The following is an 18,010-nucleotide window of genomic DNA, read 5'->3' on the forward strand; positions in this document are numbered from 1 at the left end:
CGGGTGAAAATTGCTGCATTTCACGGATAAATCTGCGATCACCACCGCCTGTCCTGTAGCCAGCTAAACCCGGACGAAAAAAGGCCACAGCTCTCGCCGTGGCCAAAACTTGTCTCGTCGCCTAATCAGGAATTACCCAGGGATCGACCCTGCCCTGTATCAATCGAAGACGATGTTGGGGGCCGCTCGTGTGGGTTCCGCGCTCTCCCGATCAATGCTGTCGAGTACCTTGGCAGCAATGTCCTTGTAGATGCCTGCGACCGAGCCTTCCGGATCGGACACCACCACCGGTGTTCCGGCATCGGAGGTTTCACGGATCTTCATCGTCAAGGGAACTTCGCCCAGGAACGGAACCTTCAGCCGGTCCGCTTCCGCGCGCGCTCCGCCATGGCCGAAGATATCATGACGACCACCGCAATCGGGGCACAGGAAGTAGCTCATGTTCTCGACAATCCCCAGCACGGGAACATCGACACGCTTGAACATGTTGAGGCCCTTGCGGGCATCGATCAGGGCAAGGTCCTGCGGTGTCGACACGATCACGGCTCCGGCCAGCGGCACTTGCTGGGCCATGGTGAGCTGGGCGTCGCCGGTTCCTGGAGGCATGTCGACCACAAGGACGTCAAGTTCGCCCCAGGCCACTTCGCGCAGCATCTGGGTAAGCGCGGAAATAACCATCGGTCCACGCCAGATCATTGGCGTTTCCTCTTCCACCATGAAGCCCATGGACATCACCTTGATGCCATAGCCTTCCATTGGCTTGAGCATTCTGCCCGACAAAGCTTCCGGCCTGCCGGAGACATTGAACAGCCGCGGCACCGAAGGACCGTAGATATCGGCATCCAGGACGCCGACCTTCTTTCCGAGTGAGGCCATCGCCAAGGCAAGGTTCGCCGTGGTGGTGGATTTGCCAACACCGCCCTTGCCGGACGCAACCGCGACAATGTGCTTGATGCCCGGCACGCCCGGTTTTGCAGGCGCCTGCTCTTCCGCAGGTCGCCGAGGCTGTTGGGGGGCTGGATTGGCAGCTGATTGTGGTACCGCATTGCGAGCGCCGCCCGCCGCCCGTTCGGCAGTCAGCGCGACCATCACGGTTTCGACGCCATCCACTTCCTTGACCACCTTTTCAGCAGCCTGGCGCAGAGGCTCAAGCTCCTGCGCGCGTTCTGCGGGAACTGTGATGGAAAAAACAACACGGCCATCGGACACAAACACGTCCGAGACAAGGCCCAACGAGACGATATCGCCTTCAAGGTCTGGTCCCTTGATCTGCCTCAGTCGTTCCATGACTGCGCTTTTTATGGTGTCGGTCATCTTTCGGTCCTGTTTCGTACACCGGCCACTGTGTTCAACCGGCTATTTCCGGTGCGAACTCTAGTTCGCCGCTCCTTTCAGGCAACCTGCCAAAATGAAGCACGGCGCATTCCGGTTTCAGACCGCGACTCATAGAAGGGGTGAAAATCCGACACAAGCCCTGCGCAGTTGAAAGCCGCAAGCTTCAGAAGCTTTCATACCCATGGCATTGGCCATGGTTGCTGCTGGATCTCGCGATTGTTACCCCTCCTAAAAGGGAGACAATGTTTTCGTTGAACAGCCAGACGGCCCGGTTAATTTGTTTCGGCCTTATACAGCGTCCTTCCCAAGACATTCCAGCTTCAGGAATTTGACATGCCAACCTGCCTCATCACCGCAGCCAATCGCGGGATCGGTTATGAACTTGCCCGCGCCGCACTGGACAGTGGTTGGACCGTTTACGGCTCCGTCCGCACGCAGCAGTCGGCTGACGAGACAGCGGAACGGCTCGGCAAAGATTTTCATCCGCTGGTTTTCGATGTGAGAGACCATGCCGCCGTTCGCGCGGTCGCCGGCGACCTCGACACCCCGCTGAACCTTTTGATCAACAACGCGGGCATCATCAGTCCGGAACGTCAAAGCGCACTCGATATGGATTTCGAGGGTTTTGCCGAAACCCTGGCCGTCAACACCCTTGCACCTTTGGCGGTCTCACAAGCTTTCCTGCCTCATTTGCGCCGGTCGAGATCCGGTCGGATCCTGACCATCTCCAGCCAGATGGCCTGGATGGGATACCGGAAGTCGGACACCCTCGCCTACCGTACCTCCAAGGCGGCAGTGAACAAGGTCATGCAGGGGCTGGCGACAGATCTGGAATCCGAAGGCATTCCGGTCGCACTGATAGATCCGGGCTGGGTGCGTACAGACATGGGCGGCCAGTTGGCAGACAATGACCCGGTGGATGTGGCGCGGGGCGTTTTGAAGATTGCCGGTTCCCTGTCTGTTACCGATACCGGAAAGTTCTTCAAATGGAGCGGTGAAGAGCGCCCGTTCTGACCTGCCAATTCGACTGGAGACACATGATGGCCTGGCCTCTCCCCGTAACCCTGAAGGGCAGTACCGGCACACTTGCGCCCTTGAGCCTATCCCACGCCGCCGATCTGTCTGAAGCTGCCGCCGACGGCGAACTGTGGAAGCTTTGGTATACCAGCGTCCCGAAGCCGGATGCCGTTCGGGCGGAAATTGAAAGACGGCTGTCGCTTCAGGACGCCGGCTCAATGCTTCCTTTCTCCGTGTTGACACCAACCGGCAAAGCCGTCGGCATGACCACCTATATGAACATCGATGCGGCCAACAAGCGCGTCGAAATCGGTTCGACCTGGTATCGCAAGGCCGTGCAGCGCACTCGCCTCAACACGGAATGCAAACGCATGCTGCTGGCACATGCGTTTGAGGAACTGGACTGCATCGCGGTCGAATTCCGGACGCACTTCATGAATCACCAGAGCCGCGCCGCCATCGAAAGATTAGGTGCCAAACTGGATGGTGTTCTGCGATCCCACCAGCGCTCGCCCAACGGAGCGCTCAGAGATACGGCGGTTTATTCGATTCTTCCTCACGAGTGGCCTGCCGTAAGAGCCAGTCTGGATTTCAAGCTCGAAGCCGGTGCCTGACCTCCTTATCCACACAAAGATGTGCGCACGTTGTTTTGCACAGTTTTCTTGTTCTGTTCACCGGGTCGCAAAGCACACTTTTGCGGAGAACTTGGCGACGCTTCGGTAACACGAAAAGCTCTTCTTCGTATTTGATTCAAATTTTAAGCAAATGTGAGGAATTGAAGCGCAGGCTGGTTTCATCGGCAAAAGGATGGATACGCCATGGAACTTTACCGCGCCTGCTACCGAAGCAAGATCAGCTGGGGCAAGATGCGTCTGCCCCTGCCCGACGAAATCGACAAGACGTTGCTGCGTATTCGGCGGATCAACAGAAAGGCCGGCGTAACCGGTGCGCTTCTGCTGGTCGATCAGCACATCATCCAGGTTCTGGAAGGCCTGACCGGCCCGGTGCTTGATACCGTCTATTGCGTGATGAACGATCCGCGTCTTGAAGCCATCGAGGGCATCATTCACGAACCGGCGGATTTCCGGCTGTTCCCGAATTCACTGATGTTCTTCCGGGATCTGACCGATGGCCTGGCCGCTTCCAAGCATGACGTGCTGCGCCCTCTGCTTGACCACCCTGCCGACGTAACGCGGGAAGAAGCCTACCGGGCGTTCGGACATTTCGCGCAGGAACTTCAGGAAGGCCGCCTGACCAACGACATGTTGATGATCTGAGCCGCTCCGGGTTTTCTGCCGCGGAGCCCCAGCTCATCACATGTTTCGCAAAATTATCCGGTCCGTGGCCGCAAGGTCCTAGTCCGATTGCCAGGCATGCCGATATTGTGCGCCCTTGTTAACTGGGGGATTGCATCATGTCAGGCAGGTTCGCCGGCCTTCAGCCGGTATCAGCCGGCTTTCTTGCCGCCATTGTCGGCTTTGCAAGTTCATTCGCTATCGTCATTCAAGGGCTGACAGCAGCCGGCGCTTCCCCAGCCGAAGCAACCAGCGGCCTGATGGCACTGTCCATTTCCATGGGCCTTTGCGCGATCGTTGCCTCCCTCGCCACGAAGATCCCCGTCAGCATCGCGTGGTCGACACCCGGTGCCGCGCTCCTTGCGACAGCCGGCCCGCTAGAAGGAGGCTTTTCGGCAGCCGTTGGTGCTTTTCTGGTTTGTGGCGCGCTTATCGTACTCGCGGGCCTGATCAAGCCTTTCGGACGGGCGGTCGCAGCCATTCCGGCACCACTTGCCAACGCGATGCTGGCAGGTGTCCTGTTCGGACTGTGCCTTGCGCCGGTGAGAGCTGTCGCAGAACTGCCTTACAGCGCACTAGCCATCATTGCCGTCTGGGCGATTGCCCTGCGCTTTTTCAGGCTCTTCGCGGTTCCCCTTGCCATGGTCATGACATTCGCGATCGGCCTTTCGAGCAGCGGCCCGATCGACCTGAGCAACGTCCAGCCGATCACCGAACCAGTCTGGATCGCACCCTCGTTTTCTCTGGAAGCATTGATCAGTATCGCGCTGCCGCTCTTCATCGTAACGATGGCGTCCCAGAACATCCCGGGTGTTGCCGTGCTGTCCGCCTATGGCTACCACCCCAAAAGCGGTCCGCTTTTCACTCTGTCCGGCGTCTTCAGTATGCTGTCCGCCCCATTTGGCGGACATGCGGTCAACCTTGCCGCCATCACGGCAGCAATGTGCGCGGGTGAAGATGCGCACCAGGATCCGGCAAAGCGTTACTGGGCGGCCGTGACCGCAGGTGCGGTCTACATCCTGTTCGGCCTATTCGCAGGGCTGGTAATGGCCTTTGTCGCGGCCACGCCGACTATCCTGATCGAAGCCGTTGCGGGATTGGCCCTGCTGGGGGCTTTTGCCTTTTCCATCAGCGAAGCCACAAAGGCTCCCGCTGACAGGGACAGCGCCATCATTACCTTCATGGTGACGGCTTCCGGGGTTAGTCTCCTGGGTGTTTCGGGTGCATTCTGGGGACTGCTGGCCGGCGGTGCCTTCATGGCACTTTCGCGAACCAAAACGGCAAAGTAACACCTTGCCCCGCGGCAATCGCGTCCCATAGTGTTGAGACAATCGAAGCAAATGGAGTCGTTTGCCTGTGTCAGGCTCATATGTGCTGCAACCCGACCCGGAAGATTCGCGTCTTTCGACGTCCGTAACCGGTATCGATCAGGACGGACAGCCGGTCGAAACGCGTGTCGTGACGGAAAAACCCTTGACCCTCTACCTGAATTCTCAGGAAGTGGTCACCATGATGACCATTGGCGATCATCCGGACCTTCTCGCCGTCGGTTATCTGAAAAACCAGAACATGCTGGCCGAGGACGATGTCATCACCGGCATCGACCATGACGACGATCTGGATGTTGTGGTGGTTCGCACCGAGCGCGAAACCAATTTCGAGGAAAAGCTGAAGAAGAAGGTGCGCACCTCCGGCTGCGCCCAGGGCACGGTCTTCGGCGATGTCATGGACGGCTTCGATACCGTTCAACTCGACGAGGACGCCCGTCTCAACACTTCCTGGCTCTATGCGCTGACCAAAACCATCAATACAACGCCTTCCCTCTATCTGGAGGCGGGGGCGATCCATGGCTGTGTTCTGTGCCAGAAAGACCGTGCGCTGGTCTACATGGAAGATGTCGGCCGCCACAATGCGGTCGACAAGATCGCAGGTTGGATGGTCCTGAACGACATCCCCGCGCACGACAAGATCTTCTATACCACTGGCAGACTGACCTCCGAAATGGTCATCAAGACCGTGATGATGGGCATTCCGATCCTCGTGTCACGCTCGGGGTTTACCGCCTGGGGCGTCGAACTCGCACGCAAGGCCGGCCTTACGCTGATCGGCCGCGCACGCGGCAAGCGGTTCGTTGCCTTGTCCGGTTACGACAGGATCGTGTTCGACATGTCCGCAAGCGACGCGGAAGACGAGCCGCATACGGCCCGCCGAAAAGGGAGCGTCCCGGCAGAATGACCAGACACAAGAAGACCCTTGAGAGCAGCAAGGTGCTTGGTTGCGTACTTGCCGGCGGCCAATCCCGCAGAATGGGCGGCGGCGACAAGAGCCTGATGGATCTTGGTGGCAAGACGATGCTTGATATGATCCTCGCCCGCCTGAAACCACAGCTGCACGGTATAATCCTGAACGCCAATGGTGACCCTGGCCGGTTTGCGCGCTTTCAGCTGCCTGTTGCCGCTGATCCGGTAGGCGACTTTGCAGGGCCACTGGCAGGTGTCCTGGCCGGCATGACTTATGCTCACAACGAGCGACCGGATATCAGCCATGTGATTTCGGTAGCCGGTGACACGCCGTTTTTCCCTACCAGCCTTGTCAGCCGGTTCTGTGCCGCAGTCCCCGCCGACAGACCGGTCATTGCCCTCGCCTCCTCAGCGGACAAGCTCCACCCTGTCTTCGGCCTCTGGCCTGTCAGCCTGAAAGCGGATCTCGAGGACTGGCTGCAGTCCGGCAAGACAGGCAAGGTGCTTGCCTTTGTCGACTGTTACGACAGTGTCGAAGTCGCCTTCGATGCGGATCCTGACAGCGGGATGGACCCCTTCTTCAATGCCAACAAACCTGATGACCTTTCGACTGTCAGAGACGCGCTGAGCTTACATTCCAGATGACCACCACCCCTGTATTCGGCATCACCGGCTGGAAGAATTCCGGCAAGACACAACTCGTGGCCAGCCTCGTGGCCGAGTTCACCGCGCGGGGCCTGAAGGTTTCGACCGTAAAGCATGCTCATCACGGCTTCGATATCGACAAGCCGGGCACGGACAGTTTCCGGCACCGCGAAGCAGGTGCAGTGGAAGTTGCACTGGTGTCCGGACGCCGTTGGGCCTTGATGCATGAACTGAAAGAGGAAGACGAGCCGCCGTTGGAAGACGTTCTGGAGCGGCTTGCCCCCTGCGACCTGATCCTCATCGAAGGCTACAAGAGCGAACCCCATCCGAAGATCGAGGCACGCAGAACCGAGGCAAGCGAACGCGGTCCCCTTGCAGTCTCCGATCCGAACATTCTGGCCATCGCAACCGATCACGATTTGCCGGACGAGGTATTGCCGGTGTTTCATCTGGATGACATCGCCGCCATGGCGAATTTCATCGAGACCCATCTCGGGCTGAAAAGGTCGACAACATGACCGGCAAACAGCTTCTGGATGACTGCTTCCTGCACGACAAGGACCGCCTGCGCCACCACGAGGCGCTGGAGATCCTGAAACAGCGGCTGCATTGCATTGCCGAGACCGAAACCGTGCCCCTGCAGGATGCCGCCGAACGCATCCTTGCAGATACGGTGACCGCTCCCCGCAATGTGCCACTGGCCGACAATTCGGCCGTTGACGGTTACGCCTTCCGCAACGCCGATTTCGAGGAAGCCGGAGGTTTCTTCCGTCTGGAACAGAGGATAGCTGCAGGGCACGCGAGCAACGCCGATCTTGGCCCATGGGCAGCAGCCCGGATCTTTACTGGAGCGGTGATGCCACCCGGTGCGGATACGGTCGCCATGCAGGAAGATTGTGAAACGCACCAGCAGGATGGGCAGGACTTCGTGATCGTGCCGCAAGGCCTGAAAACGGGTGCCAACCGCCGTAAGGCGGGAGAAGACGTGGCGGAGGGAACGACGCTGCTGAGCCCCGGTCAGCGCTTGCGCCCGCAAGATATCGCGGCAATCGCGTCCACCGGACAGGCAGACGTTTCCGTTTACCGGAAACTGAAGGTGGCCCTAGTGTCGACAGGCGACGAGCTGCGCCGGCCTGGCGATCTCATCACGCTCGGAGACGTTTACGATTCCAACCACTTTCTGCTGCGCAGCCTGTGCGCAACGCTGCCTGTCGAGATCGACGATCTGGGCATTCTGAAAGATGACGCCGACGCACTTGAAGAGGTGCTTTCGACGGCAGCAGCCAGCCATGACGTGATCCTGACCACCGGCGGAGCAAGCCGCGGCGAGGAAGATCACATGCTCAAGGTTTTGGACAAGATCGGAAAACGCCACATGTGGCAGCTTGCTATCAAGCCTGGCCGCCCGATGATGTTCGGAAATATCGGATCCTGCGTTGTCCTCGGACTGCCGGGAAACCCGGTTGCCGCGATGGTCTGTTTTCTGCTCTACGCACGGCCGGTCTTCAGCGTTCTTGGCGGAGGTGCATTTCTGGAACCGCAGGCCTTTCAGGTTCCGGCAGCCTTCGAAGTTCCCAAGAAAAAGCCGGACCGCCGAGAGTTCTACCGTGCTTATCTGAAGCCTCGTCCAGACGGATCACTTGCAGCGCATAAATTCCAGCGCGACGGCTCCGGCCTGATCACTGGCCTGCGCGAAGCCGACGGTCTTATCGAAATACCTGAAGACGTGACCTCGATCCGCAAGGGTGAGCTGGTGTCCTTCCTGCCCTTCTCCGGGTTCGGACTGCGCTGACCCGGCAGCGTTGCCGGGCCAGAAAGAGTTTCTTCGTTAGTAGGCGTAGGGCCAGTTGGCCGGGACGAAGCGATAACCCTCACCGTCCTTTGCAACACGGCCCATACCGGGAAACGGAATATGCGCGCCTGCAAAGAACAACTTGTCGGCGGCGGCCTGGTCCAGGAATGTTTTGCGTGTCGACACTGCCTGCCCGGGATCAATGTCGAACCCGATACCCCAGTCCGGCCGGTTGAACTGATAGACGGCCATATGGACGATATCGCCCGCAATCACGAGGGTTTCGCCGTTGCTGTCGAACAGATAGCCGGTATGCCCAGGCGTGTGACCCGGAAGAGCCATCGGCCGGATGCCGGACAGGATTTCCTTGTCGCCGGAAATCAGGGTCTGGCTGTCCTTGTAGGCATCGGCAGCCTTGCGTGCACCGAGGAAGAAGGGTTTGAACTGCTCGGGAGCGCCGTTCATTGCCGCATCATCGAACCAGAAAGCCTTGTCCACCTCCGGGAGGATCAGTTCCGCATTCTTGAACACCTTGTTGCCGTCACCATCGATCACGCCGAAGAGGTGGTCCGGATGCATGTGGGTGATCAACAGCGCGTCCACCTGATCGGGCGCTACACCTGCGGCTGCCAAGGCATCCGGCAGACGCCCCATGGTCGGGCCCAGAGCATCCGCAGTGCCGGCATCGACAAGGATCAGCCGGTCACCGGTGTTGACGAGGTAGGCATTGACGGGAATACGCAACGCCTCACCTTCAACCATGGCTGCATCTCTCAGGCGCTGACCTTCTGATGCGTCGTAGCCGATCACCAGTTCCGGCGTGACATCGAGATACCCGTCGAGCAAGGCGGTGATTTCAAGATCGCCGACCTTGTAGCGGAGTGCACCTGCCATCGGCTTTCCGGCCTGATCGACAGCGGCCTCTGCGGGTGCGGAAAGAAAAGTGACACCACCGGCAGCGGCGAGCGCCCCTGCCCCGGCAGCCGCACCGAGCAGCGAACGTCTGGAAATGGAAATCTGTGAAGTGGTCATAATTGGCCTCCCGGCTCGACCTGATGGAAAACTTTGACGCTCGAACCGTTGGATCGGTCCGGCAGTCCTAAAAGTGTTTCATTGGCTTTGTTTTTAAAGCGGCCAATATCTTATATTACTCATAACCCGTGCTTATGTATGAGGTCGCTCCTCATTCGCTCTCCAACTGGGGCCGCCATGGACAAGCTTTCCTCCCTTTCCGGCTTTGTGCAGGCTGTCAATCTCGGCAGCTTCTCAGCAGCTGCAAAACTTCTCGGCATCTCGCAACCTGCCGTCAGCCAGCAGGTTCGGGCGCTTGAAGACGATCTGGGCATCAGACTGCTGAATCGGACCACACGTCAACTCAGCCTGACGGAAGCCGGGGAACGCTATTATGCCTATGCAAGGGATATTCTGGAGCGCCTCGATGAGGCCGACCGCTCGGTTCAGAGCGAGGAGGCCCAGATGTCCGGCCCGCTATCGGTGGGGCTGCCTCTTGGCTTTGCGGAAACAATCCTTTCGGACTTCCTGATCCGCTTCAAGAAGGATCACCCCGGCATCCTGCTGGATGTGTCGTTGTCCGACCAGTTTGTCGATGTCATCCAGCAACGGCTCGATGTGGCAATCCGCATGGGCGAGATCGAGGACGACCGGCTGATTGTTCGAAGGCTGGGGCTTGCTCAGCGCTGCCTAGTGGCATCACCAGACTATCTCAACAAGCGTGGACGCCCTGTCCACCCCGACGAGCTGCCCGATCACGATTACTTGCTTTACAAGAACATCGCGACCGGGAACCGGGTTCCGTTCATCAGTCCGATCGGTGAAAAGCTGTCTATCAAGATCACGCCGACAATGCTGGTCAACAACTCTTCGACCCTGCGCCGTGCGGCACTCGCCGGTCTCGGAATTGCGCTCTCCAATCGCTGGCTCATCGAGCCGTACCTGCGAACGGGAGACCTGGAAGTGGTGCTGCCACAATGGCAATACCCGCCGCACCCGGTCCATGCGGTCTATCCTTCCAATCGGTTCATTCCGCTGAAAGTACGCCGGTTTGTCGACAGCCTTTATAGCTTCTTCGAAGACGAAGGCGCATTCCAGTACGCTGGCAAACCTGATTCAGGCAGCCGTGATTTTCAGCAACGTGAGGACACTGCGTTGGCCAGCGACGCGGTTACGGCCTGATAGCCGCCCGGCGGCTGGCGCCGGGCTGACAGGAACCTCACTCGGTATCGACGACCCAGGTTTCCTTGAGTGCGGCCTCTTCCCAGACTTTCCAGGCCTCGGTTGCCTTCATGGCTTCGCTGTATTTGCTCACCACAGGGTCGTTGGATAGCTGGTAGGTCTCGAAACGGCTGACGACGGGTGCATACATGGCGTCGGCAATCGTGAAATCGCCAAACAGGAAAGGACCGCCTGATGATGCCAGGCATTCTTTCCAGACGGTCACGATGCGGTTGACCTCACCCTTAACCGCGTCGCTGACGGCTTTTGCCGCGACAGGGCGCTGCATGTTCATGGAACATTCGCTGCGAAGAGCGGTAAAACCGGAATGCATCTCCGCCGAGATGGACCGTGCCCAGGCGCGTTTGGCCTTGTCCTTTGGCCACAGGCCTTTGTCCGGAAAGCAGTCGGCGACATATTCCAGGATCGCCAGGCTGTCCCAAACCGTCAGGGTACCATCCTTGAGCACCGGTACTTTTCTGCTTGGTGAAAATGCCGCGAATTCCGGATTTCCATTCTCGAAATCGAAAGGAACCAGGGTCTCCCGGAAGAGAATATCCTTGTGCCTGAGAGCGATCCACGGCCTGAAAGACCAGGAGGAGTAGTTCTTGTTTCCGATGAAAAGTTCGTAGTCCGACATTGCTGGGCCCTTTTCCGAAACCCGGCAGAAATAACCATGTGTCACCGGGTAGTCTTTTCCTAGGAAGTTCGGCTTCCAGCTTCAAATTCAATAAGTTCATGAGATTCATCAGGGTTTTTAATATCCCCTCTCGGCACAATTTTTGCTTGCATATTTGACAATGCTTGCAGCCAGAAAGAGGATCTGATGACATCTGCTCTGCCGCCCACGCCTTCCGTGCCACCGCAATCCGCCAAGGCGCTCCAAAAGCAGCCAAGCGAAACCGAAAGCCGGTTTCTGCAATTCCGCAGCATTCTTGCGGAACAATATGCAGAGTGGCGTGAACTGCCTGAAGAAGAGCGAATTCGGCACAAGTATCTTGAAGATCACGGGCTGACCGAACTCGGTCTGGACAACCTTTCCCCCAGAAACAGGGCTGTTCACGAAGAAAAGATCGCCGAATTGACAAAGCAGCCGGTTGTGTCGCCGACACCCTATCGTGGGGCAGATGCAGGGGATGCGTTTTCCCGCCCGGTGATTACCCTGCAATCCGTTCTCGACGTTCACGACGCTTCCCGGGAAGCTGAAGCAGCAGAGGCAACAGCCGACTCAAAGGCCTGATTTCTGCCCTTCGGCCGACATTTGGTTCAGGGTGGCATGCTTCTACAGCACGAAGAAAAGGCCTCAGGGAACAGTCAGGTTTCCACAATGACTTGACGCTTCCCCAACGACATGCCGGAAAAATTGAAAATTCGGCGAAATCACGCTGTGTTTTTTTCGTAGGCATGCTTGAAATTTGAACCGAAGTGTATGGAATAGAGCGCTCGGGCAAGAAGGCGGGACGAACCCGCTTGCGCCGCGAAGAAGATATTAGGGGAACAAAATATGCGTGTATTGCGTATGGCTGCGGCCGCAGTAGCAGTACTGGCTGCCGTGAGTGGCGCTGAGGCGAAAGACTGGTCAAAGGTGCGTATCGGCACCGAAGGCGCTTATCCTCCGTTCAACTCCCTGACCGCAGACGGCCAGCTGATAGGTTTCGACATCGATATTGCCAAGGCACTCTGCGAAGAAATGAAAGTCGAGTGCGAATTCGTTACCCAGGACTGGGACGGCATGATCCCCGCCCTGCAGGCCGGCAAGTTCGACGCCGTGATCGCTTCCATGTCGATCACCGAAGAGCGCAAGGAAAAGGTCGACTTCACCAACAAGTACTACAACACCCCGCCGGCAATTGCCGTGCCGAAGGATTCCGCTCTGACCGGTACGTCGGATGAAGACCTCAAGGGTGTCGCACTTGGTGCACAGTCCTCCACCACCCACTCCAACTATGCCGAAGAAAAGCTGCCGTCCGCAGACCTGAAGCTTTATCCGACGCCGGATGAATACAAGCTCGACGTTGCCAGCGGCCGTGTCGATGCCGTCATTGACGACGTTGTGGTTCTGTCCGATTGGCTGGCGACCGATGACGGTGCCTGCTGCAAGCTGCTGGGCACCCTGACGCCGGATCCGGTGATCAACGGTGAAGGCGCCGGCATTGCCATCCGCAAGGACGACGGCGAGTTGAAGGAAATGTTCAACAAGGCCATCGAAGGCATCCTGGCGAACGGCAAGTACAAGGAAATCAACGACAAGTACTTCACGTTCGACGTTTACGGCGGCTGATTGGCCTCCAGTTGATCGCATTCCGGTGCAGCGCGCCCAGTGCGCTGCACCACCTGCAGGGAAAAATCCCGCAGTACGGCCGGAGGGGCGGCCGGAATAACAACGACAAACAGAAAGAAGCGCCGGCTTATGAATGAAGCTTTGACGCTACTCTCCTTCGGACCAGAGGGTTGGGGAGACGAAATTGCCTGGGGCGTGGTTGTAACCGTCTGCCTGGCAATAGTGACTTTGCCGTTCGGATTGTTTCTGGGATTTCTGATTGCGCTTGCGAAAAAGTCATCGGAACCCAGCTTGCGCCTGGCGGCCAATATCTACACCACTCTTTTCCGGGGCTTGCCGGAACTGCTGACCTTGTTCCTGGTCTACTTCGGCCTACAGATCGCGATACAGGTCTTGCTGAAGATGGCCGGTTTCGACTTCTATTTTGAAGTCAATTCGTTTGTCGCCGGTGTCATCGCACTGTCCTTCGTCTTTTCTTCCTACGCTTCCGAAGCGTTTCTTTCCGCCTTTCGCGGGATCCCGCAGGGACAATACGAAGGCGGATATGCGCTTGGACTGTCGAAAGGCAAAACCCTTCGACTGGTGGTACTGCCGCAATTGATCCGGCTCGCACTGCCCGCACTTGGAAACAGCTGGCTCGTCCTTCTCAAGGACACCTCGCTCGTTTCGGTGGTCGGCTTGTCTGACGTCATGCGCCAGTCAGGGATCGCCGCAAGGGTGACCAAGGAACCCTTCATGTTCTTTGGCATCGCCTGCCTGATCTACCTGGTCCTGGCAATGATATCGTCCACCGGTCTCGTGCGTATCGAGCGCTGGAGCAAACGCGGAGATACGGCACGATGATCTCCGCAAACCCCGCCACAGGCCTGAAACGGCCGCCCGCACCGCCCCGTGGCTGGACCAAGACGCGAATTCTCGGCCATGTCCTCATGGCGCTCTGGATCGTCTCCGGTGCCTGGCTGCTCTACTATCTGGCGATAAACGTCGCCAGTCCTTTCGTGCTGAAGTATTGGCCCGAGTACCTCAGCGGTTTTCTGGTCACCCTTCAGATCGTCGGCCTGTCGTTGCTGATAGGTGCGGTGCTGAGCGTGCCCATCGCAGCTGCACGGGCGTCGAAATGGTGGCTTTTATCGAAGCCTGCCTATTGCTTCGTCTATTTCTTCCGCGGCACACCGCTGCTGGCACAGACCTTCCTCGTCTACTATGGCGCAGGCACCTTCCAGGCACAGCTGGAGGCAGTCGGCCTGTGGGGTCTTTTCCGGGAAGCCTGGTTCTGCGTGATCTTCGCGTTTTCACTGAACACCTCCGCGTATCAGGCCGAAATCCTGCGCGGTGCCATTCAAAACGTGCCCAGAGGTCAGTGGGAAGGGGCTGCTGCTCTCGGCCTCAACAAGCAGATTACCTTCTTCAAGATCATCCTGCCGCAGGCGCTGATCGTTGCCCTGCGCCCCTATGGCAACGAGATCATTCTCATGCTCAAGGGTTCCGCCATTGCGGCAATCGTGACGGTGTTCGATCTGTTTGGAGAAACCAGACGGGCCTACTCGAGATCGTATGATTTCCAGGCCTACATCTGGGCAGCGGTGATCTATCTGTTCCTGGTAGAGATGCTGCGCCGTCTGTGGGACAAAATCGAAGCACGCCTGACGCGGCACCTGATACGCTGAGCAGACTTTCAGCGTTCGAATTAATTGGGCCGGACTTTTCAAGTTCCGGCCCGTTTTTCTGTGACCTTTCCCGCCTTCGCCTTCTCGATATTCCTTTGGAGGCAAGTCGGCACCGCTCTCCCAAATGGATTGATTTCATTTGATTATCGAAGCAGACGGCGATAACCCGAAGGGACCCCCATTCACGGAGCTCTCCCATGCCGAAAACGCCCTCCATTGCCCATGGCCTTCACCTCGACAGCCTGCTGGCCCATGGTGGTGGCGGTTTTGATGCGGCAACAGGCGCCATCGTGCCGCCGATACAGACTGCTACCACATTCGTGCGTGACGAAACCTATGAGCTGGTCAACCCGGGTCATATCTACAGCCGTGACGACAATGCGCTTTTCAAGAAGACCGAAAAACTGATCGCCGCTCTTGAAGGGGGAGAAGACAGTCGGCTGTTTGCATCCGGCATGGCTGCTGTCGCTGCTGTCGCCCGCATCGTCAAGCCAGGCGGCACACTGCTTGCCCAGTCCGGCATTTACTGGGGGACCACGTTGTTCCTGCGCAAGATGTGTGCACGCAACAACATTGCCCTCGTAGAAGCTGATGCAAGCGACCTTCAGTCCTTCCAGGACGAAATAGCCGTCACTCGCCCGGATCTTGTCTGGCTTGAAGTGCCCAGCAATCCGTTCTTGAAGGTCGCCGACATCAAGAACATCGCCAACCAGTGCAAACAGGCGGACGCCCTGCTTGCCGTCGATGCGACCGCCGCTACGCCACTGATCCTCAAGCCTCTGTCGCTCGGAGCGGACCTGGTGATGCATTCGGCGACCAAGGCCCTCAACGGTCATTCAGACCTTCTGGGTGGCGTCGTCACAACCGACAATGCCGGCAGCGAAGCCTGGGCGTTTCTGACCGAGGAACGCAAGTTGGCCGGCGCCGTGCTCGGCTCATTCGAAACCTGGCTTTTGCTCCGGGGCCTCAGGACACTTGCCTTGCGTGTGGAGCGCATGAATAGATCGGCACAGGTTTTCGCGGAACACTTCGAAAAACACCCGAAAGTGGAAGCCGTGCTTTATCCCGGCGTCAAGAGCCACCCTCATCACGAACTTGCAAAAAGCCAGATGACCGGCGGTTTTGGCTCGCTCATGTCCATTCAGGTCAAGGGCAACAAAACGGCCACCCTGAATGTCACCGGTGCGCTTGACCTGTTCCAGCGAGCAACCTCCCTCGGCGGCACCGAGAGTCTTGTCGAGCATCGTTTCACCATCGAGGGCGAAGGCTCCGGCATTCCGGAGAACCTGTTGCGGCTGTCCATCGGCATCGAGCATTGCGACGACCTGATTGCGGACATGGAGCAGGCCCTCACTGCAATCTGACGTCTGCCCAGGCTAATCGGCGAGCTGTTCGGCGCGCATGGCCCTGAGCCAGCTCATGAAGGCCTTGAGTGGTGGACGGTTGACACCGGGGCGGGTTACCAGATGGTATCCCGTCCCCGGATAAACGCCGTCTTCAAATAGGACCCTGAGGTTACCCGCCTCGATTTCAGGCTCGACAAAGGTCTTGGCGGTGGCCGAAATACCATCGCCCCGCCGCAACCCTTCCAGCACCATATAGCCGGGCAAATGGGTGATGTTGAGCTTGCCCTTGGGCACGACGCCCTGGCGCTCCAGCCAGATGGTCAATTCGTTGGTGCCGTATTCCTGCAACCAGGGAAACTCCAGAAGATCTTCAGGGCTTTCGATCTTCTTGTCTCCGATCAGGCAATTGGCACCGATCACCGCAAAATTCGTCGGGATGAACAGTTCCGATTCAAGCCCTGTCCAGTTGCCCTTGCCGAAACGGATCGCCAGGTCGACGCCGCCAGGTCTGAGTTCAACCACTTCGGCCGTCGGATTGAGCATCAGTTCGATGTCGGGATGCTTGTGCCGGAAATCGCTAATCCGCGGCATCAGCCAACTTATGGCAAAGGACGGCGTCATGGTGATGTTGAGCGGACGGACCAGATCTTCCCGCGTCAATTCATCGACTGTCTCCCTGATGATTTCAAAGCCTTCGCTCAGACCTTCAAAGAGCTGCTTGCCTTCAGGGGTCAATGCAATGCCCCTGCCCTCACGGACAATCAGTTTCAACCCCAGAAACTGCTCCAGAGCCTTGACCTGTTGACTGACGGCCGCGTGAGTGACGTTCAATTCTCTTCCCGCGGCCGAGAGACTGCAGGTCTCGGCAACGGCAGTAAAGGTTCTCAGACTGTTCAGGGATGGGAGAGATCGCCAATCCATATGTAATTTCACCTTACATTTTGAAAATCTTCCTGACTGGCATCAGCAGCCGTAAACAGCCACATTACTCTCACACAACGCAGCGAGAGGATGTAAGAATATGTTTGATATTTACGCACGTAGCTTCCTGGAAGCAACCCGGTTCTCCAGCAACACCCGTCCGGATCCGCGCACCCAGCGGCACCTGGACGCCCAGTCGGCGAAGCGGGAACGTCATTTGCGGCTCTGGCAGCGCGGGCCCTATTGGATCTAAGCTGACAGCACGAGGCAAATGGCCTAAAACCATGATGAACCAGTTCAATTAAAGGCCCGGCTCGTGCCGGGCCTTCGCATGCGAAGGGAGCGTCGTCATGGCAAAGGTTGCATTTATCGGTCTGGGCGTCATGGGATATCCGATGGCCGGATACCTGAAAACCAAGGGTGGGCACGACGTCACGGTCTATAACCGCACGACTGCGAAGGCCGAGAAATGGGCTGCCGAATATGGCGGCAACTTCGCCAAGACCCCGAAGGAAGCAGCTGAAGGTTGCGACTTCGTCTTTTCCTGCGTCGGAAACGACGATGATCTGCGCTCCGTGACGACCGGCGAAGATGGTGCCTTTCATGGATTGAAAGAAGGCGCGATTTTTGTCGACAACACCACCGCGTCTGCCGAAGTTGCCCGTGAACTTTATGCAGCGGCCAAGGACAAGGGCTGCGGCTTCATCGATGCTCCGGTTTCCGGTGGCCAGGCAGGTGCCGAAAACGGCGTCCTGACAGTAATGTGCGGCGGAGATCAGGATGCTTTCGACAAGGCCAAGCCGGTCATCGAATGCTTCGCAAAATTCGTCGGTCTGATGGGAGAAAGCGGCGCAGGGCAATTGACCAAGATGGTCAACCAGATCTGCATTGCCGGCCTGGTGCAGGGCCTCTCCGAAGCCATCCACTTTGCCAAGAAAGCGGATCTCGACGTCGCCAAGGTCATCTCCGCAATTAAAGGCGGGGCTGCCCAATCCTGGCAGATGGAAAACCGGTGGGAGACCATGAATGCCGGCAAGTTTGACTATGGCTTTGCGGTCGACTGGATGCGCAAGGATCTCGGCATCTGCCTGAAGACCGCAAATGATACCGGTGCCCGCCTGCCTGTTACGGCGCTGGTCGATCAGTTCTATGCCGAAGTTCAGGCCATGGGTGGCAAACGTTGGGATACGTCCAGCCTGATTGCCCGCCTGGAAAATGCCGACAAGTCATAAACGGGCA

At 58.0% G+C, this 18,010-nt stretch carries 20 protein-coding genes; 16 read left to right on the forward strand and 4 right to left on the reverse strand.

Annotated elements, in window-relative coordinates; genetic code table 11:
- Positions 1–159 precede the first annotated feature (159 nt).
- Positions 160–1,314: an Mrp/NBP35 family ATP-binding protein gene (locus Q666_RS52795; protein ID WP_023014558.1), complete on the reverse strand. Its 1,155-nt coding sequence runs from the start codon at positions 1,312–1,314 to the stop codon at positions 160–162.
- A gap of 354 nt (positions 1,315–1,668) precedes the next feature.
- Between Q666_RS52795 and Q666_RS52800 the strand changes: the two genes are divergently transcribed.
- The 8 genes from Q666_RS52800 (at position 1,669) to glp (ending at position 8,324) form a co-directional block, all read left to right on the forward strand.
- Positions 1,669–2,349: an SDR family oxidoreductase gene (locus Q666_RS52800; RefSeq protein WP_022999465.1), complete on the forward strand. Its 681-nt coding sequence runs from the start codon at positions 1,669–1,671 to the stop codon at positions 2,347–2,349.
- 26 nt (positions 2,350–2,375) lie between these two features.
- Positions 2,376–2,966, forward strand: a complete 591-nt coding sequence (locus Q666_RS52805; RefSeq protein WP_152533382.1) for a GNAT family protein — start codon at positions 2,376–2,378, stop codon at positions 2,964–2,966.
- A gap of 204 nt (positions 2,967–3,170) precedes the next feature.
- A complete protein-coding gene (locus Q666_RS52810; protein ID WP_022999467.1) occupies positions 3,171–3,629 on the forward strand; it encodes a BLUF domain-containing protein in 459 nt (152 codons plus the stop codon).
- A 137-nt stretch (positions 3,630–3,766) separates the two neighbouring features.
- Positions 3,767–4,936: a benzoate/H(+) symporter BenE family transporter gene (locus Q666_RS52815; protein ID WP_022999468.1), complete on the forward strand. Its 1,170-nt coding sequence runs from the start codon at positions 3,767–3,769 to the stop codon at positions 4,934–4,936.
- A gap of 67 nt (positions 4,937–5,003) precedes the next feature.
- On the forward strand, positions 5,004–5,882 hold the full coding sequence (gene fdhD / locus Q666_RS52820) for a formate dehydrogenase accessory sulfurtransferase FdhD (RefSeq protein WP_035908935.1): 879 nt from the start codon (positions 5,004–5,006) through the stop codon (positions 5,880–5,882).
- Positions 5,879–6,532, forward strand: a complete 654-nt coding sequence (gene mobA / locus Q666_RS52825) for a molybdenum cofactor guanylyltransferase MobA (RefSeq protein ID WP_031268813.1) — start codon at positions 5,879–5,881, stop codon at positions 6,530–6,532. The genes fdhD and mobA overlap by 4 nt, the downstream gene beginning before the upstream one ends.
- A complete protein-coding gene (mobB, locus tag Q666_RS52830) occupies positions 6,529–7,050 on the forward strand; it encodes a molybdopterin-guanine dinucleotide biosynthesis protein B (protein WP_022999471.1) in 522 nt (173 codons plus the stop codon). The genes mobA and mobB overlap by 4 nt, the downstream gene beginning before the upstream one ends.
- A complete protein-coding gene (gene glp / locus Q666_RS52835; RefSeq protein ID WP_022999472.1) occupies positions 7,047–8,324 on the forward strand; it encodes a gephyrin-like molybdotransferase Glp in 1,278 nt (425 codons plus the stop codon). The genes mobB and glp overlap by 4 nt, the downstream gene beginning before the upstream one ends.
- Before the next feature lie 36 nt (positions 8,325–8,360).
- On the opposite strand, the gene Q666_RS52840 is transcribed toward glp, so the two are convergent.
- Positions 8,361–9,356, reverse strand: coding sequence for an MBL fold metallo-hydrolase (locus Q666_RS52840; RefSeq protein ID WP_022999473.1), 996 nt, complete (start codon positions 9,354–9,356; stop codon positions 8,361–8,363).
- 177 nt (positions 9,357–9,533) lie between these two features.
- Here Q666_RS52840 and Q666_RS52845 point away from each other — a divergent pair, with 177 nt between their 5' ends.
- On the forward strand, positions 9,534–10,517 hold the full coding sequence (locus tag Q666_RS52845; RefSeq protein WP_022999474.1) for a LysR family transcriptional regulator: 984 nt from the start codon (positions 9,534–9,536) through the stop codon (positions 10,515–10,517).
- Between the two features lie 37 nt (positions 10,518–10,554).
- Here Q666_RS52845 and Q666_RS52850 read toward each other — a convergent pair whose 3' ends face one another.
- Positions 10,555–11,196 carry a glutathione S-transferase family protein gene (locus Q666_RS52850; protein ID WP_022999475.1) on the reverse strand — a complete coding sequence of 214 codons (642 nt, stop codon included), beginning with the start codon at positions 11,194–11,196 and terminating at the stop codon, positions 10,555–10,557.
- 186 nt (positions 11,197–11,382) lie between these two features.
- Between Q666_RS52850 and Q666_RS52855 the strand changes: the two genes are divergently transcribed.
- From Q666_RS52855 to Q666_RS52875, 5 genes are all read left to right on the forward strand, one after another.
- Positions 11,383–11,796 (forward strand): hypothetical protein, encoded by a 414-nt coding sequence (locus tag Q666_RS52855; RefSeq protein WP_022999476.1) that lies wholly within the window; start codon positions 11,383–11,385, stop codon positions 11,794–11,796.
- Between the two features lie 264 nt (positions 11,797–12,060).
- Positions 12,061–12,837: an ABC transporter substrate-binding protein gene (locus Q666_RS52860; RefSeq protein WP_031268815.1), complete on the forward strand. Its 777-nt coding sequence runs from the start codon at positions 12,061–12,063 to the stop codon at positions 12,835–12,837.
- Positions 12,838–12,966: 129 nt separating this feature from the next.
- Positions 12,967–13,680: an ABC transporter permease gene (locus Q666_RS52865; RefSeq protein ID WP_031268816.1), complete on the forward strand. Its 714-nt coding sequence runs from the start codon at positions 12,967–12,969 to the stop codon at positions 13,678–13,680.
- Entirely contained in the window at positions 13,677–14,504 is an 828-nt protein-coding gene (locus Q666_RS52870; protein ID WP_022999479.1) for an ABC transporter permease, read from the forward strand. Before Q666_RS52865 ends, Q666_RS52870 begins: the two co-directional genes overlap by 4 nt.
- Positions 14,505–14,701: 197 nt before the next feature.
- A complete protein-coding gene (locus Q666_RS52875; RefSeq protein WP_022999480.1) occupies positions 14,702–15,868 on the forward strand; it encodes a PLP-dependent aspartate aminotransferase family protein in 1,167 nt (388 codons plus the stop codon).
- Positions 15,869–15,880: 12 nt separating this feature from the next.
- Here Q666_RS52875 and Q666_RS52880 read toward each other — a convergent pair whose 3' ends face one another.
- On the reverse strand, positions 15,881–16,771 hold the full coding sequence (locus tag Q666_RS52880) for a LysR substrate-binding domain-containing protein (RefSeq protein ID WP_022999481.1): 891 nt from the start codon (positions 16,769–16,771) through the stop codon (positions 15,881–15,883).
- Positions 16,772–16,871: 100 nt separating this feature from the next.
- On the opposite strand from Q666_RS52880, the gene Q666_RS66240 reads away from it, so the two are divergent.
- On the forward strand, positions 16,872–17,024 hold the full coding sequence (locus tag Q666_RS66240) for a hypothetical protein (protein ID WP_022999482.1): 153 nt from the start codon (positions 16,872–16,874) through the stop codon (positions 17,022–17,024).
- Positions 17,025–17,121: 97 nt separating this feature from the next.
- A complete protein-coding gene (locus tag Q666_RS52885) occupies positions 17,122–18,003 on the forward strand; it encodes an NAD(P)-dependent oxidoreductase (protein ID WP_022999483.1) in 882 nt (293 codons plus the stop codon).
- Positions 18,004–18,010 lie beyond the last annotated feature (7 nt).

The organism is Labrenzia sp. C1B70, from assembly GCF_000475395.1.
Classification (GTDB): Bacteria; Pseudomonadota; Alphaproteobacteria; order Rhizobiales; family Stappiaceae; genus Roseibium; species Roseibium algicola.

Excerpts from the sequence above, each read along its gene's own strand:
- Q666_RS52795 (WP_023014558.1), bottom strand. The coding sequence starts at position 1,314 with ATGACCGACACCATAAAAAGCGCAGTCATGGAACGACTGAGGCAGATC.
- Q666_RS52800 (WP_022999465.1), top strand. The coding sequence starts at position 1,669 with ATGCCAACCTGCCTCATCACCGCAGCCAATCGCGGGATCGGTTATGAA.
- Q666_RS52805 (WP_152533382.1), top strand. The coding sequence starts at position 2,376 with ATGGCCTGGCCTCTCCCCGTAACCCTGAAGGGCAGTACCGGCACACTT.
- Q666_RS52810 (WP_022999467.1), top strand. The coding sequence starts at position 3,171 with ATGGAACTTTACCGCGCCTGCTACCGAAGCAAGATCAGCTGGGGCAAG.
- Q666_RS52815 (WP_022999468.1), top strand. The coding sequence starts at position 3,767 with ATGTCAGGCAGGTTCGCCGGCCTTCAGCCGGTATCAGCCGGCTTTCTT.
- mobA (WP_031268813.1), top strand. The coding sequence starts at position 5,879 with ATGACCAGACACAAGAAGACCCTTGAGAGCAGCAAGGTGCTTGGTTGC.
- mobB (WP_022999471.1), top strand. The coding sequence starts at position 6,529 with ATGACCACCACCCCTGTATTCGGCATCACCGGCTGGAAGAATTCCGGC.
- glp (WP_022999472.1), top strand. The coding sequence starts at position 7,047 with ATGACCGGCAAACAGCTTCTGGATGACTGCTTCCTGCACGACAAGGAC.
- Q666_RS52840 (WP_022999473.1), bottom strand. The coding sequence starts at position 9,356 with ATGACCACTTCACAGATTTCCATTTCCAGACGTTCGCTGCTCGGTGCG.
- Q666_RS52845 (WP_022999474.1), top strand. The coding sequence starts at position 9,534 with ATGGACAAGCTTTCCTCCCTTTCCGGCTTTGTGCAGGCTGTCAATCTC.
- Q666_RS52850 (WP_022999475.1), bottom strand. The coding sequence starts at position 11,196 with ATGTCGGACTACGAACTTTTCATCGGAAACAAGAACTACTCCTCCTGG.
- Q666_RS52855 (WP_022999476.1), top strand. The coding sequence starts at position 11,383 with ATGACATCTGCTCTGCCGCCCACGCCTTCCGTGCCACCGCAATCCGCC.
- Q666_RS52860 (WP_031268815.1), top strand. The coding sequence starts at position 12,061 with ATGCGTGTATTGCGTATGGCTGCGGCCGCAGTAGCAGTACTGGCTGCC.
- Q666_RS52865 (WP_031268816.1), top strand. The coding sequence starts at position 12,967 with ATGAATGAAGCTTTGACGCTACTCTCCTTCGGACCAGAGGGTTGGGGA.
- Q666_RS52870 (WP_022999479.1), top strand. The coding sequence starts at position 13,677 with ATGATCTCCGCAAACCCCGCCACAGGCCTGAAACGGCCGCCCGCACCG.
- Q666_RS52875 (WP_022999480.1), top strand. The coding sequence starts at position 14,702 with ATGCCGAAAACGCCCTCCATTGCCCATGGCCTTCACCTCGACAGCCTG.
- Q666_RS52880 (WP_022999481.1), bottom strand. The coding sequence starts at position 16,771 with ATGGATTGGCGATCTCTCCCATCCCTGAACAGTCTGAGAACCTTTACT.
- Q666_RS66240 (WP_022999482.1), top strand. The coding sequence starts at position 16,872 with ATGTTTGATATTTACGCACGTAGCTTCCTGGAAGCAACCCGGTTCTCC.
- Q666_RS52885 (WP_022999483.1), top strand. The coding sequence starts at position 17,122 with ATGGCAAAGGTTGCATTTATCGGTCTGGGCGTCATGGGATATCCGATG.